The sequence below is a fragment of the Agrobacterium sp. genome (genome assembly GCF_059499945.1).
Genome location: NZ_JCABZP010000016.1, coordinates 216,662 through 240,286 on the forward strand (window position 1 = coordinate 216,662; position 23,625 = coordinate 240,286).

The following is a 23,625-nucleotide window of genomic DNA, read 5'->3' on the forward strand; positions in this document are numbered from 1 at the left end:
CCCCTCACTTCTTTTTCGGAAAGCCGGGCAGGCCCGGCATGCCGCCAAGACCTGGCAGCTTGGCGCTGCCGAGGCCCGGCAATCCGCCCGGCATGCCGCCGAGGCCGGGCATCCCGCCCGGCTTGCCGAGACCGGCGGCTTCTGCCTGCTTCTGGAGCGCTTCAAGCTGCTTCGGATCGATGTTCGACAGATCAGGCATGCCGCCGCCAAGACCACCGAGGCCCATCTTGCCGGCAAGGCCGCCCATCATCTGCTTCATGATGCCGCCTTTGCCCTTGCCGCCCATGGCCTTCATCATGTCGGCCATGCCGCGATGCATCTTCAGAAGCTTGTTGATTTCAGCGGCATCGGTGCCGGAACCGGCGGCGATGCGCTTCTTTCGGCTGTGCTTCAGAATATCGGGATTGGCGCGTTCCGCCTTGGTCATCGAGGAGATGATGGCGATCTGGCGGTCGAACATCTTGTCGTTCATGCCGGCCGAAGCCATCTTGTCCTTCATGCCAGCCATGCCGGGCATCAGCCCCATGATGCCACCCATGCCGCCCATCTTCTTCATCTGACCAAGCTGGTCGGCCAGATCATTGAGGTCGAACTTGCCCTTGGCCATCTTCTCGGCCATGGCGCGGGCTTTTTCCGCATCGATGTTTTCGGCGGCCTTCTCGACCAGCGAGACGATGTCGCCCATGCCGAGAATACGGTCGGCGATACGGCGCGGATGGAACTCGTCGAGTTCATTCATGCGCTCGCCGATACCGATCAGCTTGATCGGCTTGCCGGTGACGGCGCGCATGGAGAGGGCCGCACCGCCGCGTCCGTCGCCGTCCATACGGGTCAGTACGAGGCCGGTGATGCCGACGCGCTCATCGAAATTGCGTGCAAGGTTGACGGCGTCCTGACCGGTCAGCGAATCCGCGACGAGCAGGATTTCGTGCGGATTGGACTTCTTCTTGATGTCGGCCATTTCCAGCATCAAGGGTTCGTCGATGTGGGTACGGCCGGCGGTGTCGAGAATGACGACGTCATGGCCGCCGAGCTTTGCAGCCTGCACGGCGCGCGCGGCGATATCTGTCGGCGACTGGCCGGCAATGACCGGCAACGTATCGACGCCGGTCTGCACGCCGAGCTGGCGAAGCTGTTCCTGTGCGGCCGGACGACGCGTGTCGAGAGATGCCATCAGCACCTTCTTCTTGTCACGGTCGGTCAGGCGCTTGGCGATCTTGCCTGTTGTCGTGGTCTTGCCCGAACCCTGCAGACCCACCATCATGATGACGACGGGGGCGGCCGCATGCAGGTCGATCGAGACGCCTTCGGTGCCGAGCATTTCGACAAGCTCGTCATGCACGATCTTGACGACCATCTGGCCGGGCTTGATGGATTTCAGAACGGCTGCGCCGACAGCCTTTTCACGCACCTTGTCAGTGAAGGAACGCACGACTTCCAGCGCAACGTCCGCTTCCAGAAGCGCACGGCGAACCTCGCGCAGGGCGGCAGCAACATCGGCTTCCGTCAGCGCGCCACGGCCGGTCAGTCCATTCAGAATGGAACCAAGGCGGTCCTGGAGGTTTTCAAACATCGTTTCTTCCTTCTTCGTTCCGGGGTTTCCGAAACGTCGGTGCTTTCGCTGCCAAAAACAAGACGAAAAGCCAAAAAGCACCCGAGGGCGCATCGCGCTGTCGGGTGTTGACCTCCGGGATCTCTTTATACCTTTGCGGGTCCCGGTCGGCGGCTTGGAGTCGTGAAACTGCCAGCTGATTGGCGGCGATAAACAGGAAAGCGCGGGAAAAGTCAAGGCGGTGCCGGGTTTCAGGCGCGAAGGCCTGCATTTCATCTTTGCGTGATTGGTCGCCGGCCACCATTGGCGGTGCTTGAACGGCCCTCTTTCGCTCCCTATACATTTGTCATGAACCGTCGAAAATTTTTTCGTTTTTCCGCTCTTGGCCTGCTCGCTCTGGCGGGTGGTGGCCTTTATGCCCGCCGTTCGAGCGCCAGCGCCTATTATAGCGGCCCGATCTCCGATCATTTCGACGGGATGCGCTTCTTCAACCCCGGCGGTTCGCCGCCCGGCAATTTCATGGGGCTGCTGAAATGGCGCTTCAATGGCGAGCGCGCCACATGGCCGGAAAGCTATCCGAGCCCCTTTCCCTTCGCAAAGCCGGAAGCCCGCATCGAAGGCAGGGACATGCGCGTCACCTTTGTGGGCCATGCTTCATTTCTCATCCAGACGGCGGGTTTGAATATTCTCGTCGATCCGGTGTGGTCGCAGCGCACCAGCCCTTTCAGTTTTGCCGGTCCCAAACGGGTCAATCCGCCCGGCATCCGTTTCGAGGATCTGCCGCCCATCGATCTGGTGCTGGTGACCCATAATCACTACGACCATCTGGATATGGAAACGTTGAAGCGCCTGCATGTGGCGCACAAGCCGCTTTTCATCACGCCGCTCGGCAATGACGCGATTATTCGCACCGGTGTCGAGGCGGCGCGTATCAAGGTCGGCGATTGGGGCGATGTGGTGGAGACAGGTTCGGTGAAAATTCATTTCGAACCGTGCCACCACTGGTCGGCCCGCGGTCTTAACGACCGACGCATGGCGCTCTGGGCCGCCTTCGTCATCGAAACGCCAGGCGGTAAAATCTACCATATAGGCGATACCGGCTTTCACGAGGGCCTCAACTATCACGCCGCGCGCAAGAAGCACGGTGAGTTCCGTCTCGCCAACCTGCCTTTCGGTGCCTATGAGCCCCGTTGGTTCATGAAGGGCCAGCACCAGAACCCGGCGGAAGCCGTGGAAGGAATGAAGCTTTGCGGCGCGGCGCATGTTTGCGGGCACCATTGGGGGACAGTACAGTTGACGGACGAGGCCGTGGATGCGCCGCTTGCGGCCCTCAAGGTTGCGTTGACGGAGCAGGGGGTCGACGAAAGCCGTTTCCGGCCAATGCGTCCCGGTGAAGTTTTCGACGTGCCTTCCGTCTGACCGCAGCCCCGTTTGCGCCGCAACAGTCTGGTAATTTGCCGGTCTTTCCGCCATATAGGGCGAAAGCGCGGGGCAAATCCCGAATGCAAACCGGTTTTCAGACAGTTTTCAGGTTTAAGGCGATGGCGGATACGGTCGAATTTGCGAAGATGAACGGGCTTGGCAACAAGATCCTCGTTATCGACATGCGCGGCCGTAAAGATATGGTCACGCCGGAGGCGGCGATTGCGCTGAACGCCGATGCTGCCACACAGTTCGACCAGATCATGGCGATCCACGATCCGCGTGTTGGCGGCACGGATGCCTTCATCGATATTCTCAATTGCGACGGCACGAAGGCGCAGGCCTGCGGCAATGGCACGCGCTGCGTGGTGCAGGCGCTGTCTTCCGAAACGGGCAAGACTAGCTTCACCTTCCAGACGGTGGCGGGCATCCTGAACGCCGTCGAACATGAAGATGGCATGATATCAGTCGATATGGGCCTGCCGCGGTTCCGCTGGAGCGACATTCCGCTTTCGGAGGAGTTCCACGATACCAGCCGCATCGAATTGCAGATTGGCCCGATCGATGCGCCGATCCTGCACTCGCCTGCTGTGATGTCCATGGGCAATCCGCACGCGATCTTCTGGGTGGATCGTGATCCGATGGAATTCGACCTCGAACGTTTCGGGCCGCTGCTCGAAAACCATCCGATGTTTCCGGAGAAGGCCAATATCACGCTGGCGCAGGTGATTTCCGACAGTGCGCTTCGCACCCGCACCTGGGAGCGCGGCGCAGGGCTGACACTCGCCTGCGGTTCGGCCGCCTGCGCATCAGCCGTTTCCGCCGCCCGCACCGGCCGTACCGGCCGGAAGGTCACCATCGATGTCGCCTCCAGCCCCATCCGCGTGCCGCTGACCATCGACTGGCGTGAGGACAATCACGTCATCATGACCGGCCCTGCCGAATGGGAATGGTCCGGCATGGTCGATCCCGTTACCGGCGTCTGGTCGCGTGATGCTGCGGCCGAACAGGGGGCCGTATGAGTGGCGTCGAGGTCATAACCTTCGGCTGCCGTCTCAACACCTATGAATCGGAAGTGATGCGGGCGGAGGCCGAAAAAGCCGGGCTCAACAATGCCGTGCTGGTCAATACCTGTGCCGTGACGGGCGAGGCGGTGCGTCAGGCGCGCCAGGCCATCCGCCGCGCACGGCGCGACAATCCGCATGCACGCATCATTGTTACCGGCTGCGCCGCACAGACGGAAAAACAGACCTTTGCCGAAATGCCCGAGGTGGATGCGGTGCTGGGCAATGAGGAAAAGCTGAAAAGCGCCTCCTATCGCGCGCTACCGGATTTCGGCGTCTCGGCGGAAGAAAAGCTGCGCGTCAACGACATCATGAGCATCAAGGCGACAGCGCCGCAGATGGTGAAGCACATAGACGGGCATGTGCGCGCCTTCATTCAGGTACAGAATGGCTGCGATCATCGCTGCACCTTCTGCATCATTCCTTATGGGCGCGGCAATTCGCGCTCGGTGCCCATGGGTGCGGTTGTGGATCAGGCGCGCAGGCTGACGGAAAGCGGCTATTGCGAAATCGTGCTGACCGGGGTGGATGCGACCAGCTATGGCGCTGACCTGCCCGGTGAGCCGTCGCTTGGTTATCTTGCCAAGACATTGCTGAAGCAGGTGCCGGATATTCTGCGCCTGCGCCTTTCCTCCATCGATAGTATCGAGGCCGATCATCATCTCATGGATCTGATTGCTGATGAGCCGCGTTTCATGCCGCATCTGCACCTGTCCCTCCAGCATGGCGACGACATGATCCTGAAACGCATGAAACGCCGCCATTCACGGGCCGATGCCATCCGCTTCTGTCGCGACGTGCGGGCGCTGCGGCCGGAGATCGCCTTCGGCGCGGATATGATCGCCGGTTTTCCGACAGAGACGGAAGAGATGTTCGAAAATGCCGCGACGCTGGCGGAAGAATGCGGCATTTCCAGCCTGCATGTATTTCCCTACAGCCCGCGTGCCGGCACGCCGGCGGCTCGCATGCCGCAGCTCGACCGCGCGCTGGTGAAGGAGCGGGCGGCGAGGCTTCGTGAACGCGGAGAAGCGCTGCGGCTCACGCATCTGCAAGGTATGGTCGGTTCGATGCAGACGATCCTCGTCGAAAACAACGGTTTTGCCCATACCAATAATTTCACGCTGGTCGCGGCGCCTGATCTTCCTGCGCGTACTCTTGCGCAGGTTGCGATTACCGGCCACAACGGCAAACATCTGAACATGAAGCTTCTGGCGGCAAATGCGGCCTGAGGCGGCTAAAGAGAAAAGACACGGGAACGACCATGGCCCTCGGCTTCATCAAAAAAGTCTTTTCGTTCGGCAAGGACAAGGCCGAAACGGAAGAGCGGCCGCAAGAGGACGCCGCGTCTGAGCGCGGCAATGAAAACGCCTCCTTCGAAGCGGCGCTGAGCGACGCGCAAGTGCATGGCGCTGTCGACAAGGACCCGGTTTCCGAACTGGAGATGGAGACGGCCGGTGGCCCGGCCCCGGACGAGGCGACGGATGTAGTGCTCTCCGAAGAAGATGAGGAAGAGGACGCGCCGCTTCTTCCCGGTGCCGAGCTTTCCGGCGATATGGGCGTGGTTCCATTGTCGTTGCTACAGGCGGAAGCCGCCGCGGAAGAGCAGGACGAAGCTTTGTCGGAAGCTGTGGATGTCGTGCTGGATGCGGATGCGATGGATGCGCTGCTCGACGAGGCGGAGGCTGCGAGTGCCGTCGAACCTGCGGTTCCAACGGCATTGCCCAAGGGTTTTTCGTCGGCAAGTGAACGGCAGGAACCCGCCCCTATCGCACCGCAGGTAAAACTGACATGGTTTCAGCGCCTGCGGGCCGGGCTTGCCCGCACGTCGTCGCAGCTGACGACGCAGATTTCGGCGCTCTTTACCAAGCGCAAGCTGGATGAGGACACGCTCGATGAGCTGGAAGACCTTCTCATCCAGTCGGATCTGGGTGTGGAGACCGCCATGCGCATCACCGGCGCCCTGTCTTCCGAACGTTACGGCAAGGATGTCAGCGGCGAAGATGTGGCGCGCATCATGGCGGGTGAGATCACCAAGGTCCTGAAGCCTGTCGCCAAGCCGCTGGAACTCGATCTCTCGCACAAGCCGCATGTCATTCTCGTCGTCGGCGTGAACGGTACCGGCAAGACGACCACTATCGGCAAGCTTGCCGCCAAGCTCTCGGGCTCTGGCCTCAAGGTCATGCTTGCGGCCGGCGATACCTTCCGCGCGGCGGCCATCGAACAGCTCAAGATCTGGGCCGATCGGACCGGGTCGCAATTCATCGGCACCAAGCTCGGCGCGGATGCGGCGGGGCTTGCCTACGACGCTTATGAGCAGGCGCGGGCGCAGAAAAGCGATGTGCTCATCATCGATACGGCCGGCCGTCTGCAAAACAAGACGGAACTGATGGCGGAGCTGGAAAAGATCGTGCGCGTGCTCGGCAAGCTCGATCCGGACGCGCCGCACACGGTGCTGCAGACGCTGGATGCAACGACGGGACAGAACGCCATGAACCAGGTGGAAATATTCCGCAATGTCGCGGGCGTTTCGGGCCTGATTATGACAAAATTGGATGGCACGGCGCGGGGCGGTATCCTCGTCGCCATCGCTGCCAAACACAAGCTGCCGGTTTATTTCATCGGCGTGGGTGAAGGTGTTGATGATCTGGAGCCCTTCGAGGCGGAAGATTTCGCCAAGGCCATTGCGGGAGTGTGAGTATGGATATTGAAAGCAATTCCAAGGAAAGCGAAAAGATGGTTGCGGAAATCAGCCCGCTCCTGAAATTCGTGCTCGAGCTTGGCCCGCTCATGGTGTTCTTCTTCGCCAATTCCCGGGGCGAATGGCTGGCCTCCACCTTCCCCGTGCTGACGGAATTCGGCGGGCCGATCTTCATTGCCACCGGCCTGTTCATGATCGCAACGGCGCTGGCTCTCTCGGTTTCATGGGCGCTGACTCGGAAACTGCCGATCATGCCGCTGATATCAGGCATCGTGGTGTTCGTCTTCGGCGCGCTGACCTTGTGGCTGCAGAACGACACTTTCATCAAGATGAAGCCGACCATCGTCAACACGCTGTTCGGCGTCATTCTGCTGGGCGGCCTGTTCTTCGGGCAATCGCTGCTGGGTTACGTCTTCAATTCGGCCTTCAGGCTGACGGATGAGGGCTGGCGCAAGCTGACGCTGCGCTGGGGCGTGTTTTTCCTCTTCCTCGCGGTGATGAACGAGGTTGTGTGGCGCATGTTCACCACCGACACTTGGGTCGCCTTCAAGGTGTGGGGCACGATGCCGATCACCATCATCTTCACCATGGCGCAAATGCCGCTCGTCATGCGCCATTCGCTGGAACCGCTCAACAAGGACGAAAAATGACAATTGCAGAGATGTCGGCTTCCCGTTCGCGCTCGCTCAAATGGTTCGGCGTGGCCGCCGGGCTGCTTCTCCTGCAGATCGTCATTCTCTATGCCATGGGCCGCATTCCGATCTGCGAATGCGGTTATGTGAAGCTGTTCGAGCCGGGCGTGAACACACTGGGCAATTCCCAGCATCTGGCCGACTGGTATACGCCCTCGCATATCATTCACGGCTTCCTGTTCTACTGGTTCGCCTGGCTGCTCTTCCGCAACAAACCGCTTTCCATGCGGCTGTCACTTGCGGTTCTGGTGGAAGCGGCATGGGAGATCCTTGAAAACTCGCCTCTCATCATCGATCGTTACCGCACGGCGACCATGGCGCTGGGTTACACCGGCGACAGCATCCTGAACTCGGCGATGGATACGGTTTTTATGGTGCTGGGTTTCCTCTTCGCCGCCCGCGTGCCGGTGTGGCTGACGGTTGTGATCGCCATCTTCTTCGAAATCTTCACCGGCTGGCTGATCCGCGATAATCTGACGCTGAACGTCGTCATGCTGGTCTGGCCTGTGGAGGCGATCAAGGAATGGCAGAACGCGCTCCCGCAAATGTGAACGCAGCCGCCAGGATTTTGGCCGGGATGGACTGAAACCACGCGAGACATGCAGGCTTTTTTTAAGGGCATTGCGGTATCGTCCGGGTTCAAAGACCCGTCTCTTCCTGGCAGAACCCGTTGCAAGATAATTTCGCCTATCTTCTCCCCTTCATCATGCTGACATTCGGCGTGGTGTTCCTGTTCCTGCAGAGGATCGGTCACGCTTCCGCCCGCTATTGGGGTATCGGATATCTTTCGGCGGCCTTTGGTTTTGCGACGCCTCTGGTGCTCGGTGGCCTGCCTTTCGAAGTCCAGGCGATCCTTTCGAACCTGTTGTTCTTCTCCGCCTTCTTCCTCTATGGCCACGCGCTGCTTACCCATTTTGACCGGCCGCTTCATACCGCGGCCCGACTGTCGATCGTCGTGGTTGCGGTGTTGCTGGTCTCTTTCCATGTTTTCATCACGCCGGATCTGAAACGCGAGCTCGTCATTGGCGATCTCGTCTGCGCCCTTTTGCTTGCGATCCCGGTCTGGCTCGTGCGAAAGCGCCCCGTCGCGCTCGCCGACAGGCTGATGGTGGGAATTGCCTGTCTTGTGGTGGTGGAAACGCTGGTGCGCATCGGCATGCTGCTGGTGATGACGCCGGGGGGCTCAATGATCGAGCTCAGCGAATTCTTCGAGTCGGATTATGCCTTCTACATGCAGCTCGCCGCGAGCATTTTCGGTTTCCTGCTTGCGCTTTCCGTGCTTGCGAGCCAGATTTCCGTCACCGTCGACCGGCATCTGCATGCGGCGGAACATGATCCTCTGACTGACGTGCTGAACCGCCGCGGCTTTGATCACCGTGTTCCCGATTTTCGCAACGATACGCCTGAGGGCGCGGTCATTGTCTGCGACATAGATCATTTCAAGCGCATCAACGACGTCTACGGTCATGCGGCAGGAGATATCGTTCTCATCGGCCTTTCCGATCTTCTCAGAAAAAACGCGCCCGGGGATGCGCTGGTGGCGCGCTTTGGCGGTGAGGAATTCGTTGTCTTCCTGCCCGGCCAGACGGCTGCCGCAGCCGGCCAACTTGCCAATGGCATGCGTACAGGTCTTTCGTCGCTCGATTGGCGCAACCGGGGTGTAACCAGCCAGATCACGGCAAGCTTCGGTGTCTCGGCCGTCGCGAGGGGGGATCATTCAATCCACGATGCCATCAAGCGTGCCGATGATAGTCTCTATGCCGCAAAACGTGGCGGTCGCGACCAAGTCGTGCTGGAAGGCATGCGTCTGCCGGCTGAAGGCCCGTCGCTGAGGGTCGTTACCAAGGGGTGATACCTTGCGGAGTGGGTTATTTCCCGGCTGCGGCCGCGATGGCTGGCAGCAGGTCCCGTTCGACGCTGCGGGCATCGAAGGGGCCGACCTTTTTATAAAGGATCGTGCCATCCGCGCCGACCAGATAACTTTCGGGAATACCATAGACACCCCAGTCAATCGCCGCCTTGCCGTTCGGATCGACGCCTATCGCCGCAAAGGGATTACCGAGCTCGCCGAGGAAACGCAGCGCATTATCCTGCTTGTCCTTGTAATTGATGCCGACGACGGTGATGCGGTCGTCCTTCGCCAATTCCTGAAGCAGCGGGTGCTCCTGCCGGCAGGGAATGCACCAGGAGGCGAAGACGTTGACCAGCGTCAGCCTGCCTTTGATGGCGGTATCGGTCAGCGCCGGAAGGTTCGAGCCCTCCAGCGGCGGTAGCGACAGGGCGGGTGCCTTGGTACCGATAAGCGCCGAGGGAATGGCGCTGATGTCAAGCCCGTTCACGTCCTGATCGTAGAGCATCTTGCCGGCGATGAGGGCGAAACCGCCAAACAGCAGCAACGGGAGAAGCGCCAGCGCATAACGTGCACGGCCCGTCGTTTTGGCTTTGGTGTCGTCGTGGTTGGCCTGCGTCATTGCGCGTCACCTGCGGAACCGGCTCTTGCCCTGCGGCGCACACCGGAGGCCTCCAGTTCTTTCAGTTCCCGTTTGCGCGCCTGGCCGTCCATGACGACCCAGGCGATGAGACAGAGAACGACGAGGCCGGTGGCCGCATAGGACATGCCGATATAAAAGGCGTGTGTCATCCTCTCAGCCCTCCCGGTTCGCGATGCGGGCGGCAAGCCGCCGTTGCGCTGCGACACGCCGACGCCAGATTTCATTGCGCATGGCGGCGATATGCAAGGTGAAGAACAGCAGCGTGAACCCGATGGCCATCGTCAGAAGCGGCCAGAGAAATTCCGCATCGATGGCGGAACCGCCCATGCGGATGACACTTGCCGGCTGGTGAAGCGTATTCCACCACTCGACCGAAAATTTGATGATGGGGATATTCACGAAACCGACGAGGATCAGCACGGCGCTGACGCGGGCCGCCCTGGACGGATCATCCATGGCCCGGTTGAGTGCGATGAGCCCGAGATACATCAGGAAAAGCACGAAAACGGAGGTCAGCCGTGCGTCCCATACCCACCAGGTTCCCCACATGGGTTTGCCCCAGAGCGAGCCGGTGATGAGTGCGATGAGCGTGAAGGCGGCGCCGATGGGGGCGGCGGCCTTATGGCTGACATCCGCGAGCGGGTGACGCCAGACGAGGGTGCCGATCGCAGAGATCGCCATGACCGAATAACACATCATGGCAAGCCAGGCGGAGGGGACATGCACATACATGATGCGCACGGTATAACCCTGCTGGTAATCGCCATCGGTGGTGAAGGATAGATAAAGGCCTGATGCCAGTACCAGTGCTGTCAGAGCCGCGAGCCAAGGCAGAATGCGTGCCGCCAGCGCCAGGAACCGCGTGGGGTTGGCGAGATCACTGAATTTGGTGATGGTGAAGGTCTGCTCGTTCATGCCGTTTGTGTAACCCGAGAATGGCCGTCCCGCAATTGATCCCTGTCAATCGGTGCTTCATCAATCCATAACATTGCGCAATGCCAAAGCGGCAAAGAAAGGGCCGGTCACGGCTGAAAATAACGTGATCGCGCAGAGGATGAGAAATGGCGGCATGAAGGGCGCCGGGTCCTGCACGGCTGCGTAGGAAGCGCTGACGCCGAAGATCAAGACGGGAATGGCGAGCGGCAGGACGAGGATGGAGACCAGAAGGCCGCCGCGCGGCAGGGCAACGGCAACCGCTGCGCCCACCGCGCCGATGAAGGTAATGGCGGGTGAACCGACGAGAAGGGTGAGCATGACGGCGCCGATCGCCACCTCGTCCATGTTCATGAACAGGCCGAGCAGCGGCGAGGCAAGCACCAGCGGCAGACCGGTCGTGACCCAGTGCGCCAGGCATTTCACGAAGACGGTCAGGACGAGCGGGGTTTCCTGCATCAGGATCAGATCGAGGGATCCGTCATCCCGTTCGGCCTGGAACAGCCGGTCGAGGCCGAGAAGAGCTGATAGAAGCGCGCCGATCCAGACGATGGCCGGGCCGATGCGGGCGAGCAGGTTGAGATCGGGACCGACGCCGAACGGGATGACGGCAACCACGGTCATGAAGAACAGCACGCCGATCAGCGCGCCGCCGCCGGCGCGGATGGAGAGTTTGATATCGCGGAGGAAGAGGGCGGTCATTGGGGCGTCCTCGTGTTCGCGGCGTTACCCCCCTCTGCCCTGCCGGGCATCTCCCCCTCAAGGGGGGAGATCAGCAGGAGGCTTTCCCGACGCTTCATTCTCAAACGTTGAGATTGTCGAGACCTAACCGCGAGTCGATCTCCCCCCTTGAGGGGGAGATGCCCGGCAGGGCAGAGGGGGGTAAGCCGCACGCACATCACCATCATGCCCAAGCCTCCACCCCTGCAAACCCCGTCATCTGCAATTCCTGCGTATTCTCCAACCCCAGCGGCTGATGGGTCGCAGCAAGTACAATCCCGCCCCTTCTAAGGTGGTTTTTCACAAGATCGGTAAACATTCCGTCCGCAGCCTTATCAAGCGCCGCGGTCGGCTCATCGAGAATCCACACCGGTCGCCAGGCAATCAAAAGCTTCGCCATGGCAAACCGCCGCTGCTGGCCGGCGGAGAGATAACCGAAGGGCAGGTGGGTAATACCGGCAAGGCCGACGATCTCCGCGGCCTCATCAATCGCCATGCCCCTGCCGCCGGGAAAGTCACCGAGGAAATCCTTCCAGAAGCGCAGGTTTTCCGAAACGGTCAGTTCGGTTTTCATGGCATTGCGATGGCCGAGATAATGGCAGGCCTCCGAGGGGCGCATGTCCGGCTCAATTCCTTCGCCGGCTATCTTAATCCGTCCCTGCTCGGGACGCAGCAGACCCGCCACCGTGCGCAGCAGCGTGGATTTTCCCGAGCCGTTGCGCCCGGTCAGCACCAGCGCCTCTCCGTCGCTTAACTTGAAGGAAATATTCATGAATATGAAATCTTCGCCGCGTCGCACGCCAAGATTTTCCGCCGTCAAATCCATGCTGCGGTTCCGTTTCAGATTTCGTCGTCTCGATAAAAAAATCGATTAGCTTGGTTGAATGGTCTGGCACGTTTGTCTGAAATTATCTATATGGGTGTCAACACGCCAGCGGCCGGCGTGAACATCATCTTGCGCCGGACTTGACGATTGCGAGGAGCAATTTTCACGTGCGGACAGCGGAAATGGTCGTACCCGCATCCTGATGTGCATGAGTGCATAGGTGTCCGCACGAACGTGTTGGCTATCAGTGTAAGCGGGGTTTTTATCCATGCCCAAATCACTCGACAGTTTCAAATGTCGTTCCGTCCTTACCGTTGGCGGTAAGGATTACGTCTATTTCAGCCTTCCCAAGGCTGAAGCCAATGGCCTGAAGGGCGTTTCCAAGCTGCCCTATTCCATGAAGGTTCTTCTGGAAAACCTGCTGCGTTTCGAGGACGGCCAGTCCGTCACCAAGGAACATATCCTTGCGGTGTCCGAATGGCTTGGTAACAAGGGCCTGACCGAAACCGAAATCGCCTACCGCCCCGCCCGCGTTCTCATGCAGGACTTCACCGGTGTTCCCGCCGTGGTTGATCTTGCCGCCATGCGTGACGGTATCAAGGCTCTTGGCGGCGATCCGGAAAAGATCAATCCGCTGGTTCCCGTCGATCTCGTCATTGACCACTCTGTTATCGTCGATGAATTCGGCACGCCGAGCGCCTTTGCCCGCAACGTTGAACTGGAATATGAGCGCAACGGCGAGCGTTACCGCTTCCTGAAGTGGGGCCAGCAGGCGTTCAAGAATTTCCGCGTGGTTCCGCCCGGCACAGGCATCTGTCACCAGGTCAACCTCGAATATCTCGGCCAGACCGTCTGGACGAAGGAGGAGGACGGCGAGACGATCGCTTATCCGGATACCTGCGTCGGCACGGATTCGCATACGACCATGATCAACGGTCTCGGCGTTCTCGGCTGGGGTGTCGGCGGTATCGAGGCTGAAGCTGCCATGCTCGGCCAGCCGGTCTCCATGCTTCTGCCCGAGGTCATCGGCTTCAAGCTGACCGGCAAGGTGAAGGAAGGCGTCACCGCGACCGACCTCGTTCTGACGGTCGTGCAGATGCTGCGTAAGAAGGGCGTGGTATCGAAGTTCGTCGAATTCTTCGGCCCCGGCCTTGATTCGATGTCTCTGGCCGACCGTGCGACCATCGGCAATATGGGCCCGGAATATGGCGCGACCTGCGGCTTCTTCCCGGTTGACGGCGAAACCATCAACTACCTGACCATGTCCGGCCGTGCCAAGGATCGTATCGCGCTCGTCGAAGCCTATTCCAAGGCGCAGGACATGTGGCGCACCGGCGATGGTTCCGACCTCGTCTTCACCGACACGCTGGAACTCGATCTTGGTGACGTCGTGCCCTCCATGGCCGGTCCGAAGCGCCCGGAAGGCCGTCTGCCGCTCGAAACCATTGCGCCGAATTTCGCAACGGCTCTCGAGAACGACTACAAGAAGCCCGGCCAGATCAACAGCCGCTATGCTGTCGAAGGCGAAGCTTTTGATCTCGGTCACGGCGATGTGGCGATTGCCGCCATCACCTCCTGCACGAACACCTCCAACCCCTCGGTTCTCATCGCTGCCGGCCTTCTCGCCCGCAACGCTGTCGCCAAGGGGCTGAAGTCCAAGCCGTGGGTGAAGACTTCGCTGGCACCGGGATCGCAGGTTGTTGCCGAATATCTCGACAAGTCCGGTCTGCAGAAGGATCTCGATGCGATCGGCTTCAACCTCGTCGGCTTCGGCTGCACGACCTGCATCGGTAACTCCGGTCCGCTGCCGCCTGCGATCTCCAAGACGATCAACGACAAGGGCCTGATCACATCAGGTGTTCTCTCTGGTAACCGCAACTTCGAAGGCCGCATCTCGCCTGACGTGCAGGCGAACTATCTGGCCTCGCCGCCGCTCGTCGTGGCCTATGCGCTTGCCGGCACCGTCCAGAAGGATCTGACCAAGGAGCCGATCGGCGACGACCAGAACGGCAACCCGGTCTATCTCAAGGATATCTGGCCGACCTCCAAGGAAATCCAGGAATTCATCCTGAAATACGTCACCCGTGAGCTCTACGAAACCAAGTATGCTGACGTGTTCAAGGGTGACGCGAACTGGCAGGCCGTTCAGGTTCCGCCGGGCCAGACCTATGCCTGGGACGACCAGTCCACCTATGTTCAAAACCCGCCCTATTTCGTCGGCATGGGCAAAAAGGGCACCGGCCTCAAGAACATCAAGGGCGCGCGCGTCCTCGGTCTCTTCGGCGACAAGATCACCACCGACCATATTTCTCCGGCCGGTTCGATCAAGGCTGCTTCGCCTGCTGGTGCCTATCTGACGGAGCACGGCGTTGCCGTGGCCGACTTCAACCAGTACGGCACGCGCCGTGGCAACCATGAAGTGATGATGCGCGGCACCTTCGCCAATATCCGCATCCGCAACCACATGCTCGGCCCGAACGGCAAGGAAGGTGGCTACACCATCCACTATCCGTCGAAGGAAGAGATGTCGATCTATGACGCCGCGATGAAATACAAGGCGGAAGGCGTTCCGCTCGTCATCTTCGCCGGTGTCGAATATGGTAACGGCTCGTCCCGCGACTGGGCGGCGAAGGGCACCAACCTGCTCGGCGTCAAGGCCGTCATCGCGCAGTCCTTCGAACGCATCCACCGTTCGAACCTCGTCGGCATGGGTGTCGTTCCCTTCGTTTTCGAGGAAGGCACGACCTGGGCGAGCCTCGACCTCAAGGGCGACGAAATCGTCGAGATCGATGGTCTCGAAGGTGAAATCAAGCCGCGTGAAAAGAAGATCGCCAAGATCACCTACAGCGACGGTACGGTGAAGGAAGTTCCGCTTCTCTGCCGCATCGATACGCTTGATGAAGTGATCTACATGAACAATGGCGGCATTCTGCAAACCGTTCTTCGCGATCTGGTCGCGTAAAGCTTTGAAAATCTAAGGCGCCGGGCGGAATCCCGGCGTCTTTCCGTTTCAAGTCTCTTTTTTTGTGATTGTCGCTCACCCCTTCGTGACTTTCTATTGAAGGGCAATAGACGTTATTTTCCGGTTTGCATCCCGGCAGGATTGATCGCATCAATTCGTCTGGATCTCTTCCGGACAAAGGTTTTTGTAATGCCGCTGAAATTCCCCCTGTCGATATGTCTTCTCGGCACGTTTCTCGTCACCTCCGCGCAGGCGCAGGAAGCTGTGAAGGGCGTCGTCGAATTGTTCACATCGCAGGGATGTGCCTCGTGCCCGCCGGCGGATGAAGCCTTGCGCAAGATGATCCAGAAGGGCGATGTCGTCGGTCTTTCCTACCATGTCGATTACTGGAACTATCTGGGCTGGACGGATTCGCTGGCATCGAAGGAAAATACCGATCGGCAATATGGCTATATGCGCGCACTCGGCCGTAACGGGGTCTATACGCCGCAGGCCATTCTGAATGGTCGCGACCACGTCAAGGGCGCGGATGTCCGTGGAATTTACGACAGGCTCGATGCTTTCAAGCGCGAAGGCAAGGGACTGAATGTCCCGGTCTCGTCGAAGTTTTCCGGAAACGAGGTGGAGATCGATATCGGTGCCGGCAGCGGCAGGGCCGATGTCGTAGTCGCCTATTTCACGCGCGAACAGACGGTTGATGTGCAGAAGGGGGATAACCAGGGGAAAAAAATGTCCTACTGGCACAGCGTCTATGACGTGCAAACCGTCGGCATGTGGGATGGTTCACCGATGACAGTGAAGCTTCCGGCGAGCGTGGTGGCAAAGGTGAAAAAGGGCGGCTGCGCGGTGCTTTTGCAGACGGCAAATGCCGGCGGCGATCCCGCGGCAATTGTCGGCGCAAGTATCCTGCTTGGAAATGAAACCCCCTGATCGCCTGTGGGCGATGGAAGATCCGGTCCGGGCATTGGGGGCTGGGGGTAAAGGGTCAATGCACCGGACCGGGTCATCTTGGTGCCTAGGCATCAATTGACAATAGGACTATTCCACCCAATTCGGGCCATGGTTTGACCGAAATACGGCAGGCCATGTGAAAATGGCTGCCTAAATGGTTACCATTTTTAACCTCTGCCTTTGCTGTCGGCAGTCCCTCCAGAGGGATGGATGGGGCGCCATTCCGTGCTGGCGCCTTCTGGATCGGCTGCAATTCGAGGCCTGTCAAACCTTTCCTGGAATTGCCGGTCCTGTGCGCCATGGTAGTGCAAAGACTTGCAATTTCGCCCCCTCAGGCTCACACTGCATGGATGATTTGGGTGGAATCGGAGGTATTGGATGACCGATCAACCGGATGTGCAGCAGGTGCAGACCGCTTCACGTGACAATTCCACCGTTATCGATCTCCGGGAATATAAAAAGAACAAGGACCCTTTGCCGGTCACCTTTCACCGGCGCGAGCTGGATGCGATTCTGCGCATCTATGGCCGCATGGTGGGAGAGGGCGAGTGGCGTGACTACGCCATCGATCACCTGAAGGAAAAGGCGGTGTTTTCCGTCTTCAAGCGATCAGGTGAAATGCCGCTTTTCAGGATCGAGAAAAACCCCAAGCTGGGGGCAAAACAGGGTGCCTATTGCGTGGTGAATACGGATGGCCGCATTCTCAAACGTGGCCATGAATTGCCGCAGGTTCTGAAAGTTTTCGACAAGGTTCTGAAGCTCATTGAATGAGCTTTAACAGGAGCGGACTATTCGCAGGAACAGCCTGCTCTCGCGGATAGGGGTGAGGAAATCTTCGCAAATAAAAAGGCGGCCGAAGGGCCGCCTTTCGCATGTCTGTCAGTAGAACTCTTAACCTTAGTCGTCGCGGTTTCCGAGGAACTGCAGGAGGAAGGTGAAGAGGTTGATGAAGTCGAGATAGAGCGTCAGCGCGCCCATGATGGCCTTGCGGCCAGCCACGGCAACATCGTCGCCGTCAAAGTACATTTCCTTGATCTTCTGGGTGTCGTAGGCGGTCAGGCCTGCGAAGATCAGTACGCCGATTGCGGAAATCGCAAACTGCAGTGCGGAGGATGCAAGGAAGATATTGACGATGGAAGCGATGATCAGGCCGAACAGACCCATGATCAGGAACGAACCGAGACCGGAAAGGTTCTTTTTTGTCGTGTAACCGTAAAGCGAGAGCGCACCGAACGAAGCGGCGGTCACGAAGAACGTCTGGACGATGCTCTGGCCGGTGAAGACGATGAAGATCGACGACAGCGACACGCCCATCAGCGCGGCATAGACCCAGAATGTCGTCTGCGCGGCGGAAACGCTCATATTCTGAATACGGAAGCTAAGGAAGAAAACCAGTGCCAGCGGTGCGAGCATGATGACCCAGCGCAGCGGAGATGCATAAAGCAGCTGCTGGAAGGCAGGGTTGGACGCAGCGAATGAATAGGTTGCGAAAGCCGCAACGCCGGTGATGACCAGAGCCAGCGCCATCAGGTTGTAAACCTTCAGCATATAGGCGCGGAGACCTTCATCGATCATCGCACCAGTCTGTGCACGGGTCTGCGCCATGCGGTTCTGGTAGTTATTGAAGTCAGCCATTGTGTCCTCTTTTGAGCTCCGTAATTGCTACGGTGTCGGGATACCTCCCGGGCGCCGCTGCGGAGCTTCAGCAAGCCTGCCAAAGAATATGATGGCAGAACGTGTCCGATACAAGGCCTTTTCCAGTTGAAAAGACACCATATGCGCGAAAAGCGCTCACGTTTTGGCGATCATTACAAAGAATTAATCGCTAAAGTTAAGCGGGGCACAACCGATGATCATTCTCCCGCCTGCCGCAGAACCGGCGCCGCCTTCTGGCCGAGAATGCGCCATGTGCCGATGAGCCCGATGCCGACAGTCATGACGAGGGCGACGACGAGGGTTCCGATCGCCACATCCGGCAGGAAGCTGGAGGGCAGCTTCATGATGCGGGCGATCACGAACCATGCGGAGACGCCGCCGGCGAAAAGCGCGAAGACGGCGGTGGCGAGACCGAGCATCATATATTCGTAGGAGAAGGCGCGGATGAGCAGGTTTCGTGTGCCGCCCAGCGTTTTCAGGATGACCGCGTCGTGGGTTCGCGCGCGGTTGCCGGCAGCGAGAGCGCCGGCGAGAACGAGGACGGAGGCTATCAGCGCGACGGCGGCAGCGGCGCGAATGGCGGTGGCAAGCTGGCCGACAAGGCGGTTGACGACGTCGAGCGCATCCTTCACGCGCACGCTGGTGATCGTCGGATAGGCGTTGGTGACAGCGCGCAATATGCGGCCTTCGTCGGCGGCGGTTGCGGAAGGGTCGGCGAGCGTTGCCAGCCACGCATGCGGCGCGCCGCGGAAGGTGTTCGGTGAAAACACCATGACGAAATTGATCGACAGTGATTCCCATTCGACGTTGCGCAGATTGGCGATCTTGGCCGTTATGCTGCGTCCGAGCACGTTGACGGTGACCGTGTCGCCGATCTTGAGGCCCAGATCCCCCGCCTCTTTCGCGGCGAAGGAGACCAGCGGCTCGCCGCTATAGTCCGGCCCCCACCATGTTCCCTCCGTCAGCGTCGCGTTTTCAGGAATTTCCTGGGAATAGGTGATGCCCCGGTCACCGCGCAGCACCCAGCGTCCGGAAGATGGCACGTCCATTTTTGTCACGTCCTCGCCGTTAAGCGCCAGAATGCGGCCGCGCAGCATCGGTACTTCGGTCAGGGCTCCTTCCGGCGCTTCTTGCTTCAAAAGATCGCGGAAGCCCTGAACTTCGCTGCCCTGAATATCCACGAAGAAGAAATTCGGTGCCTGTTCCGGCAGGCTGTCCGTCAGTTCGCGACGCAGATTGCCGTCGATCAGGGTGAGCGTTACGAGGAGGGTCAGCCCGAGGCCGAGCGAAAGAACGACCGAGGGGGTGAGTGCGCCCGGCCGGTGAATATTACCGATCGCCAGCCTCAGCGCAGCCGAATGAACGCGCGGGCTGCGCTTGGCGATGGCCTTTACGCCCGCAGCCACCAGTCGCAGCACCACGAAGGCAAAAGCGATGGCCGCAAGGAAGATCGAGGCGATGAAGCGGTCTTCCGCCGAAAAGATGGCGAGGGCGGCAAGCGCCGCCAGCAGCAGACCGGTTGCGGCCAGATAGGGCCAGGACGGCCAGCTTCCTTCTTCGAAACCCTGCTCGCGGAAAAGCGCGGTTGCCGGAACCTCACGCGCCTGGCCAAGGGGAACGATGGCGAAGGCGAACGTGGTCAGGAGGCCGAACAGGGCGGCGAGACCGAGAGCGCCGGGGTAAAAGGCGAGCTCTTCCGGTACAGGCAATACGCCTTCCAGAAACCGCATGGCGATGAGTGGCGCGACGGCGCCGACCACAAGGCCGATGACGATGCCGACGGCGGCAATGAAGGCGATCTGGAAGAGATAGGTCATGGTGACCACGGAGGCCGGTGCGCCCAGGCATTTCAGCGAGGCGATCGTGGTGCGTTTGGAATCCAGAAACGCGCGGACGGCATTGGCGACGCCGACACCGCCGACGATGAGGGCGGTGAGGCCTACCAGCGTCAGGAATTGCGAGAAGCGGTTGACGTTTTCGGTGAGCGAGGGTGCCGCCCGGTCGCTGGTGCGGATGGACCAACCGGCATCGGGAAAGGCCTTGTTGGCCGCGTCGTTCATCGTTGGCCGTGACGAAGGATCGTTCAGCCTGATCTTGTAGGCGTGTTCGACCAGGCTTCCGGTCTGAACGAGGTCAGAAGCAAAAAGGGCATCGCGGCTGACCATCAGCCTTGGAGCAAAACCGAAGCCGTCAGACAGCGCATCCGGTTCGTCGACCACGGTGCCGGTCAGTTTCAGCTTCACATTGCCGAGCAGGATTTCATCGCCGACCTTGATGCCGAGCCGTTCCAGCAGAAGCGGTGCGGCGATGGCGCCATAGGTGTCGCCGGTGCCAGCCAGAAGCTCGCTTAACGGCCGGTTGGGTTCGGCAACGAAGGTGCCAAAGAGCGGATAGGAGCCGTCTATGGCTTTCACCTCAGTCAACGTCTGTTCGGAACCGTCGGCAAGGCGCGCCATGGAGCGCAGCCCGGTGGAAACCGCGACGGTGCCTAGCCCATCGAGATAGGCCCGTTCTTCCTGCGTTGCTTCCCTGTTGCGCAGTTCGAAACGCACGTCGCCTGCCAGTATGGACTGACCTTCCGTGGCAATGGCGCTGGTGACCGCGCGTGAGACGGAATTGACGGCGGCGATGGCGCCGGTTCCAAGCGCAATACAGGCAAGGAAAATGTAAAAGCCTCGAAGGCCGCCGCGAATTTCTCGCCGTGCGAGCCTCGCGGCGTTTCTGACATTGGCAAAAGACGGGAGAACAGATCCAGTCATGCCGATACCGCCCGCGCAATCTGGGGCTTCGCGCTGTCGCCCTCTATCTCGCCGGAGCGCACCTTGATCTGCCGTGAGCAGCGGGCGGCAAGCGACGGATCATGGGTGACGAGGATCATCGTCATGCCGCGCTCGGCCTGTTTGGCAAAAAGAAGATCAGCGATCTGCCTGCCGGTATCGGTATCGAGATTGCCGGTCGGTTCATCAGCAATCAGTACGGCCGGTGAGGGGGCAAGCGCGCGGGCGATGGCGACACGTTGCTGTTCGCCGCCGGAGAGCTGGCCGGGATAATGGTTCAGGCGTTCACCGAGACCGACGGCGACGAGTTCGCGCCTGGCGATCTCGAAGGGGTTCGGGGTGTTTGCCAGTTCGAGCGGAACGGCGACATTTTCCAGTGCCGTCATGTTGGCGATGAGATGGAAGGACTGGAAAACAATGCCGATATTCCGGCCGCGAAAATCCGCCAGCGCGTCCTCGCCGAGCTTGTGCAGTTCCGTATTCGCGATGATGATTTCACCGCTATCGAGCCTCTCGAGACCGGCAAGCACCATCAGAAGCGTCGACTTTCCCGAGCCGGAGGGGCCGACGATACCAACCGCCTCGCTCTCTCCGATTGAAAGATTGATGTTCTTGAGAACGTGAACGGAGGCGGCGGCATTGCCGAGCGTGAGGTCGGCTTTCTTCAGCTCTATGATGCTTTTCGTCACAATTCTCGTTCCTATATAGGGTGATGAAAACGGTCTGGCGGTCGATGCGGTCGGTATTTCAGACAATGGGAACCAAGTTAGGAAAGCCGTGATGAGATTTAAAGCTGCCCTGTTTCACTTCATCGTCATTTTCGCTACCGCCTTTTCCGCCACTGTTGTCACGGCTCAGGAGCGGACATGGCAACTGGTCGGCCTCGGCGACAGCCTGATGGCTGGCTATCAGCTGCCCCCAACCGACAGCTACACCGCACAGCTTGAGGCTGCATTAAAGGGCAAGGGCGTCAATGTCGCCATCGCCAATGCCGGTGTGTCCGGCGATACCTCTTCCGGCGGCCTGGCGCGGGCGGAATGGTCGGTTCCCGATGGTACTGATGGGGTCATTCTGGAACTCGGCGCCAATGACGCTCTGCGCGGAATTCCCCCCGAACAGACCGAAAAGAACCTCGATACCATCATTTCCGGCTTCCAGAAGCGCAACATAGCCGTGTTGCTGGTCGGCATTATGGCGCCGCCGAATATGGGCGAAGATTACGCCAAGCGCTTCAATCCGATCTTTCCGAAGCTTGCCGAAAAATACAACCTGCCGCTTTATCCCTTCTTTCTGGATGGCGTGGTGACGGATGATGCGCTGAAGTTGGATGACAAGATGCACCCCAATACCAGTGGTGTGGCGATGATGGTTGAAAAATCTTTGCCGGCTGTTGAAAGCTTCATCAAGACAATCGGTGCGCAAAAAAAATAAGCACTTGCGCCCATCTGCATTGCGTGATTCGCTATGCTTGTTCTGCCAAGAGATTCGGGGAGCTCGCCATGCCGAGACTGTTTACCGCCCTCGAAATTCCGCGCAATGCGGCTATGAGCCTCTCATTGTTGCGCGGTGGTCTGCCGGGAGCCCGGTGGATCGATGTGGAGAATTATCACATAACCCTGCGTTTTATCGGTGACATCGACGGGCGGACCGCCGATGAGGTCGTGGACAGGCTGGATCGGATCGAAAGGCCGGAATTCCAGCTCAATCTCACCGGTATGGGGTCCTTCGGCTCCAAGAAACCGCATTCCATATGGGCCGGGGTTTCTCCCTCTCCGGAAATGCATGCGCTGCAGGCGGAAGTCGAGAGAATCTGCCAGAGGATCGGTCTCCCGCCCGATCCGCGCAAGTTCATGCCGCATGTCACGCTGGCGCGGCTGCGCTCATCGCGCCTGGACGATGTCGTTCATTATCTTTCCGGACGCGGCAACTTCCGCACCTCGCCCTTCACGGTCGGACGTTTTGTGCTGATGTCGTCGAAGGAATCGGTGGGCGGCGGGCCCTATATCGTTGAAGAGGCGTTCCCGCTTCACGAGGCCCGGTCCAGCTCCATCTTTTCGAGCAACGACCTGCATCCTGCCAAGAGCATGTTGTAGACGCCAAGGAACCCGTCCTCGGCACCGTAATAGGGATCGGGGACGTTCTCACGACGGCCAACGGCATAATCCATGAAGAGATGGATTTTGTGCCGATGCTTTTCCGGGCTCGATTGAAGCAGGTTCGCCAGATTGTTTTCGTCCATGGCGAGTATCAGGTCGAAAGTCTCGAAATCTGTCCGGGTGACCTGTCTTGCCTGCTGACTTGAAATATCGATGCCGTGCCGTCGCGCCATGGCGATGGACCGGGGATCAGGCGCTTCACCCGCGTGCCAGCCGCCGGTGCCGGCGGAATCGATAGCGAGCTGGTCAGACACGGCCGCGTCATCGGCAAGATGTCTCAAAACGCCTTCGGCAATCGGTGAGCGGCAGATATTGCCCATGCAGACAAAAAGAATAGCTGTATGTTTCATGGAATATGCGTCGATCCGGTCGTTGAAGCGTTAATGGGTCTCAAGCGGAGGCAAGTTCATGAAATATCCCAGACTCGAGCCGGACGCCATCCGGCAGGCCCTGTCGAAACTCGAGGGCTGGTCCCTGCGAGAAGACGGGGCGGCGATCATCCGTTCCTTCAAGTTTTCAAGTTTTGCGGAAGCCTTCGGTTTCATGGCCGAATCCGCACTTGTTGCGGAAAGGCTTAATCATCATCCCGAATGGTCCAATGTCTATTCGCGGGTCAAGGTTTGCCTCACCACGCATGATTCACAGGGAGTGACGGAGCGGGATTTTCTTCTGGCCGAAGCCATGCAGAAGGCGGCTGCGGGCCGAAGCAATTGAACGGCGGACC

General features: G+C 59.5%; 24 protein-coding genes. 13 read left to right on the top strand and 11 right to left on the bottom strand.

What is annotated here, in order from left to right; all coding sequences use genetic code 11:
• Window positions 1-4 precede the first annotated feature (4 nt).
• Window positions 5-1,573 (bottom strand): signal recognition particle protein, encoded by a 1,569-nt coding sequence (gene ffh / locus AC5I5B_RS20325; protein ID WP_099085819.1) that lies wholly within the window; start codon window positions 1,571-1,573, stop codon window positions 5-7.
• Window positions 1,566-1,856, bottom strand: coding sequence for a hypothetical protein (locus AC5I5B_RS20330; RefSeq protein WP_495752787.1), 291 nt, complete (start codon window positions 1,854-1,856; stop codon window positions 1,566-1,568). The genes ffh and AC5I5B_RS20330 overlap by 8 nt, the downstream gene beginning before the upstream one ends.
• A 44-nt stretch (window positions 1,857-1,900) precedes the next feature.
• Between AC5I5B_RS20330 and AC5I5B_RS20335 the strand changes: the two genes are divergently transcribed.
• The 7 genes from AC5I5B_RS20335 to AC5I5B_RS20365 all read left to right on the top strand — a co-directional run bounded on the left by AC5I5B_RS20335 (window position 1,901) and on the right by AC5I5B_RS20365 (window position 9,280).
• Window positions 1,901-2,971 (top strand): MBL fold metallo-hydrolase, encoded by a 1,071-nt coding sequence (locus AC5I5B_RS20335; protein WP_080868365.1) that lies wholly within the window; start codon window positions 1,901-1,903, stop codon window positions 2,969-2,971.
• Window positions 2,972-3,093: 122 nt separating this feature from the next.
• Window positions 3,094-3,996 carry a diaminopimelate epimerase gene (gene dapF, locus AC5I5B_RS20340; RefSeq protein WP_060725469.1) on the top strand — a complete coding sequence of 301 codons (903 nt, stop codon included), beginning with the start codon at window positions 3,094-3,096 and terminating at the stop codon, window positions 3,994-3,996.
• The gene (gene mtaB / locus AC5I5B_RS20345; protein WP_111834635.1) at window positions 3,993-5,267 is read left to right on the top strand and encodes a tRNA (N(6)-L-threonylcarbamoyladenosine(37)-C(2))-methylthiotransferase MtaB; all 1,275 of its coding nucleotides are present in this window, start codon (window positions 3,993-3,995) and stop codon (window positions 5,265-5,267) included. The genes dapF and mtaB overlap by 4 nt, the downstream gene beginning before the upstream one ends.
• A 32-nt stretch (window positions 5,268-5,299) precedes the next feature.
• Window positions 5,300-6,733: a signal recognition particle-docking protein FtsY gene (ftsY, locus tag AC5I5B_RS20350; protein ID WP_111834636.1), complete on the top strand. Its 1,434-nt coding sequence runs from the start codon at window positions 5,300-5,302 to the stop codon at window positions 6,731-6,733.
• A 2-nt stretch (window positions 6,734-6,735) separates the two neighbouring features.
• Window positions 6,736-7,386 carry a septation protein A gene (locus AC5I5B_RS20355; RefSeq protein WP_111834637.1) on the top strand — a complete coding sequence of 217 codons (651 nt, stop codon included), beginning with the start codon at window positions 6,736-6,738 and terminating at the stop codon, window positions 7,384-7,386.
• A complete protein-coding gene (locus AC5I5B_RS20360; RefSeq protein WP_111834638.1) occupies window positions 7,383-7,979 on the top strand; it encodes a DUF2585 domain-containing protein in 597 nt (198 codons plus the stop codon). Before AC5I5B_RS20355 ends, AC5I5B_RS20360 begins: the two co-directional genes overlap by 4 nt.
• 119 nt (window positions 7,980-8,098) lie before the next feature.
• Window positions 8,099-9,280 carry a GGDEF domain-containing protein gene (locus tag AC5I5B_RS20365; protein WP_162695550.1) on the top strand — a complete coding sequence of 394 codons (1,182 nt, stop codon included), beginning with the start codon at window positions 8,099-8,101 and terminating at the stop codon, window positions 9,278-9,280.
• A 16-nt stretch (window positions 9,281-9,296) separates the two neighbouring features.
• Here the strand turns inward: AC5I5B_RS20365 and AC5I5B_RS20370 are convergent, their stop codons facing one another.
• From AC5I5B_RS20370 to ccmA, 5 genes are all read right to left on the bottom strand, one after another.
• Window positions 9,297-9,899, bottom strand: coding sequence for a DsbE family thiol:disulfide interchange protein (locus AC5I5B_RS20370; RefSeq protein WP_003505071.1), 603 nt, complete (start codon window positions 9,897-9,899; stop codon window positions 9,297-9,299).
• Window positions 9,896-10,069 (bottom strand): heme exporter protein CcmD, encoded by a 174-nt coding sequence (gene ccmD / locus AC5I5B_RS20375; RefSeq protein WP_035221713.1) that lies wholly within the window; start codon window positions 10,067-10,069, stop codon window positions 9,896-9,898. The genes AC5I5B_RS20370 and ccmD overlap by 4 nt, the downstream gene beginning before the upstream one ends.
• Window positions 10,070-10,073: 4 nt before the next feature.
• Window positions 10,074-10,835 (bottom strand): heme ABC transporter permease, encoded by a 762-nt coding sequence (locus AC5I5B_RS20380; protein WP_111834639.1) that lies wholly within the window; start codon window positions 10,833-10,835, stop codon window positions 10,074-10,076.
• 60 nt (window positions 10,836-10,895) lie between these two features.
• A complete protein-coding gene (gene ccmB / locus AC5I5B_RS20385) occupies window positions 10,896-11,555 on the bottom strand; it encodes a heme exporter protein CcmB (RefSeq protein ID WP_003505065.1) in 660 nt (219 codons plus the stop codon).
• Between the two features lie 202 nt (window positions 11,556-11,757).
• Window positions 11,758-12,399: a heme ABC exporter ATP-binding protein CcmA gene (ccmA, locus tag AC5I5B_RS20390; RefSeq protein WP_111793370.1), complete on the bottom strand. Its 642-nt coding sequence runs from the start codon at window positions 12,397-12,399 to the stop codon at window positions 11,758-11,760.
• Between the two features lie 268 nt (window positions 12,400-12,667).
• On the opposite strand from ccmA, the gene acnA reads away from it, so the two are divergent.
• The 3 genes from acnA (at window position 12,668) to AC5I5B_RS20405 (ending at window position 17,083) form a co-directional block, all read left to right on the top strand.
• Window positions 12,668-15,361, top strand: coding sequence for an aconitate hydratase AcnA (gene acnA / locus AC5I5B_RS20395; RefSeq protein WP_020810179.1), 2,694 nt, complete (start codon window positions 12,668-12,670; stop codon window positions 15,359-15,361).
• A 189-nt stretch (window positions 15,362-15,550) separates the two neighbouring features.
• Window positions 15,551-16,291 (top strand): DUF1223 domain-containing protein, encoded by a 741-nt coding sequence (locus AC5I5B_RS20400; protein WP_003505058.1) that lies wholly within the window; start codon window positions 15,551-15,553, stop codon window positions 16,289-16,291.
• Between the two features lie 399 nt (window positions 16,292-16,690).
• Complete coding sequence (locus tag AC5I5B_RS20405; protein WP_003505057.1) at window positions 16,691-17,083, top strand: DUF2794 domain-containing protein; 393 nt, start codon at window positions 16,691-16,693, stop codon at window positions 17,081-17,083.
• Window positions 17,084-17,209: 126 nt separating this feature from the next.
• On the opposite strand, the gene AC5I5B_RS20410 is transcribed toward AC5I5B_RS20405, so the two are convergent.
• From AC5I5B_RS20410 to AC5I5B_RS20420, 3 genes are all read right to left on the bottom strand, one after another.
• A complete protein-coding gene (locus AC5I5B_RS20410) occupies window positions 17,210-17,947 on the bottom strand; it encodes a Bax inhibitor-1/YccA family protein (RefSeq protein ID WP_003505056.1) in 738 nt (245 codons plus the stop codon).
• A 218-nt stretch (window positions 17,948-18,165) separates the two neighbouring features.
• A complete protein-coding gene (locus tag AC5I5B_RS20415; protein ID WP_111834648.1) occupies window positions 18,166-20,727 on the bottom strand; it encodes an ABC transporter permease in 2,562 nt (853 codons plus the stop codon).
• Window positions 20,724-21,434 (bottom strand): ABC transporter ATP-binding protein, encoded by a 711-nt coding sequence (locus tag AC5I5B_RS20420; protein WP_060725382.1) that lies wholly within the window; start codon window positions 21,432-21,434, stop codon window positions 20,724-20,726. The genes AC5I5B_RS20415 and AC5I5B_RS20420 overlap by 4 nt, the downstream gene beginning before the upstream one ends.
• 91 nt (window positions 21,435-21,525) lie before the next feature.
• On the opposite strand from AC5I5B_RS20420, the gene AC5I5B_RS20425 reads away from it, so the two are divergent.
• Together AC5I5B_RS20425 and thpR are read left to right on the top strand one after the other, a co-directional pair.
• Entirely contained in the window at window positions 21,526-22,176 is a 651-nt protein-coding gene (locus AC5I5B_RS20425; RefSeq protein ID WP_020812115.1) for an arylesterase, read from the top strand.
• A 68-nt stretch (window positions 22,177-22,244) separates the two neighbouring features.
• Window positions 22,245-22,838 carry an RNA 2',3'-cyclic phosphodiesterase gene (gene thpR / locus AC5I5B_RS20430; protein ID WP_003505049.1) on the top strand — a complete coding sequence of 198 codons (594 nt, stop codon included), beginning with the start codon at window positions 22,245-22,247 and terminating at the stop codon, window positions 22,836-22,838.
• Here thpR and AC5I5B_RS20435 read toward each other — a convergent pair.
• Window positions 22,772-23,251 carry a low molecular weight protein-tyrosine-phosphatase gene (locus AC5I5B_RS20435; RefSeq protein WP_495752788.1) on the bottom strand — a complete coding sequence of 160 codons (480 nt, stop codon included), beginning with the start codon at window positions 23,249-23,251 and terminating at the stop codon, window positions 22,772-22,774. The two genes, thpR and AC5I5B_RS20435, sit on opposite strands and share 67 nt — an antisense overlap.
• A gap of 58 nt (window positions 23,252-23,309) precedes the next feature.
• Between AC5I5B_RS20435 and AC5I5B_RS20440 the strand changes: the two genes are divergently transcribed.
• Window positions 23,310-23,615 (top strand): 4a-hydroxytetrahydrobiopterin dehydratase, encoded by a 306-nt coding sequence (locus AC5I5B_RS20440; RefSeq protein ID WP_111834650.1) that lies wholly within the window; start codon window positions 23,310-23,312, stop codon window positions 23,613-23,615.
• Window positions 23,616-23,625 lie beyond the last annotated feature (10 nt).

What these genes read in the sequence shown, in the direction of transcription:
- ccmB (WP_003505065.1), bottom strand. Translation starts at nt 11,555, where the DNA reads ATGACCGCCCTCTTCCTCCGCGATATCAAACTCTCCATCCGCGCCGGC.
- AC5I5B_RS20360 (WP_111834638.1), top strand. Translation starts at nt 7,383, where the DNA reads ATGACAATTGCAGAGATGTCGGCTTCCCGTTCGCGCTCGCTCAAATGG.
- ffh (WP_099085819.1), bottom strand. Translation starts at nt 1,573, where the DNA reads ATGTTTGAAAACCTCCAGGACCGCCTTGGTTCCATTCTGAATGGACTG.
- dapF (WP_060725469.1), top strand. Translation starts at nt 3,094, where the DNA reads ATGGCGGATACGGTCGAATTTGCGAAGATGAACGGGCTTGGCAACAAG.
- AC5I5B_RS20400 (WP_003505058.1), top strand. Translation starts at nt 15,551, where the DNA reads ATGCCGCTGAAATTCCCCCTGTCGATATGTCTTCTCGGCACGTTTCTC.
- mtaB (WP_111834635.1), top strand. Translation starts at nt 3,993, where the DNA reads ATGAGTGGCGTCGAGGTCATAACCTTCGGCTGCCGTCTCAACACCTAT.
- ccmA (WP_111793370.1), bottom strand. Translation starts at nt 12,399, where the DNA reads ATGGATTTGACGGCGGAAAATCTTGGCGTGCGACGCGGCGAAGATTTC.
- AC5I5B_RS20380 (WP_111834639.1), bottom strand. Translation starts at nt 10,835, where the DNA reads ATGAACGAGCAGACCTTCACCATCACCAAATTCAGTGATCTCGCCAAC.
- AC5I5B_RS20440 (WP_111834650.1), top strand. Translation starts at nt 23,310, where the DNA reads ATGAAATATCCCAGACTCGAGCCGGACGCCATCCGGCAGGCCCTGTCG.
- ccmD (WP_035221713.1), bottom strand. Translation starts at nt 10,069, where the DNA reads ATGACACACGCCTTTTATATCGGCATGTCCTATGCGGCCACCGGCCTC.
- thpR (WP_003505049.1), top strand. Translation starts at nt 22,245, where the DNA reads ATGCCGAGACTGTTTACCGCCCTCGAAATTCCGCGCAATGCGGCTATG.
- AC5I5B_RS20355 (WP_111834637.1), top strand. Translation starts at nt 6,736, where the DNA reads ATGGATATTGAAAGCAATTCCAAGGAAAGCGAAAAGATGGTTGCGGAA.
- AC5I5B_RS20330 (WP_495752787.1), bottom strand. Translation starts at nt 1,856, where the DNA reads ATGGTGGCCGGCGACCAATCACGCAAAGATGAAATGCAGGCCTTCGCG.
- AC5I5B_RS20425 (WP_020812115.1), top strand. Translation starts at nt 21,526, where the DNA reads ATGAGATTTAAAGCTGCCCTGTTTCACTTCATCGTCATTTTCGCTACC.
- ftsY (WP_111834636.1), top strand. Translation starts at nt 5,300, where the DNA reads ATGGCCCTCGGCTTCATCAAAAAAGTCTTTTCGTTCGGCAAGGACAAG.
- AC5I5B_RS20435 (WP_495752788.1), bottom strand. Translation starts at nt 23,251, where the DNA reads ATGAAACATACAGCTATTCTTTTTGTCTGCATGGGCAATATCTGCCGC.
- acnA (WP_020810179.1), top strand. Translation starts at nt 12,668, where the DNA reads ATGCCCAAATCACTCGACAGTTTCAAATGTCGTTCCGTCCTTACCGTT.
- AC5I5B_RS20405 (WP_003505057.1), top strand. Translation starts at nt 16,691, where the DNA reads ATGACCGATCAACCGGATGTGCAGCAGGTGCAGACCGCTTCACGTGAC.
- AC5I5B_RS20415 (WP_111834648.1), bottom strand. Translation starts at nt 20,727, where the DNA reads ATGACTGGATCTGTTCTCCCGTCTTTTGCCAATGTCAGAAACGCCGCG.
- AC5I5B_RS20370 (WP_003505071.1), bottom strand. Translation starts at nt 9,899, where the DNA reads ATGACGCAGGCCAACCACGACGACACCAAAGCCAAAACGACGGGCCGT.
- AC5I5B_RS20335 (WP_080868365.1), top strand. Translation starts at nt 1,901, where the DNA reads ATGAACCGTCGAAAATTTTTTCGTTTTTCCGCTCTTGGCCTGCTCGCT.
- AC5I5B_RS20410 (WP_003505056.1), bottom strand. Translation starts at nt 17,947, where the DNA reads ATGGCTGACTTCAATAACTACCAGAACCGCATGGCGCAGACCCGTGCA.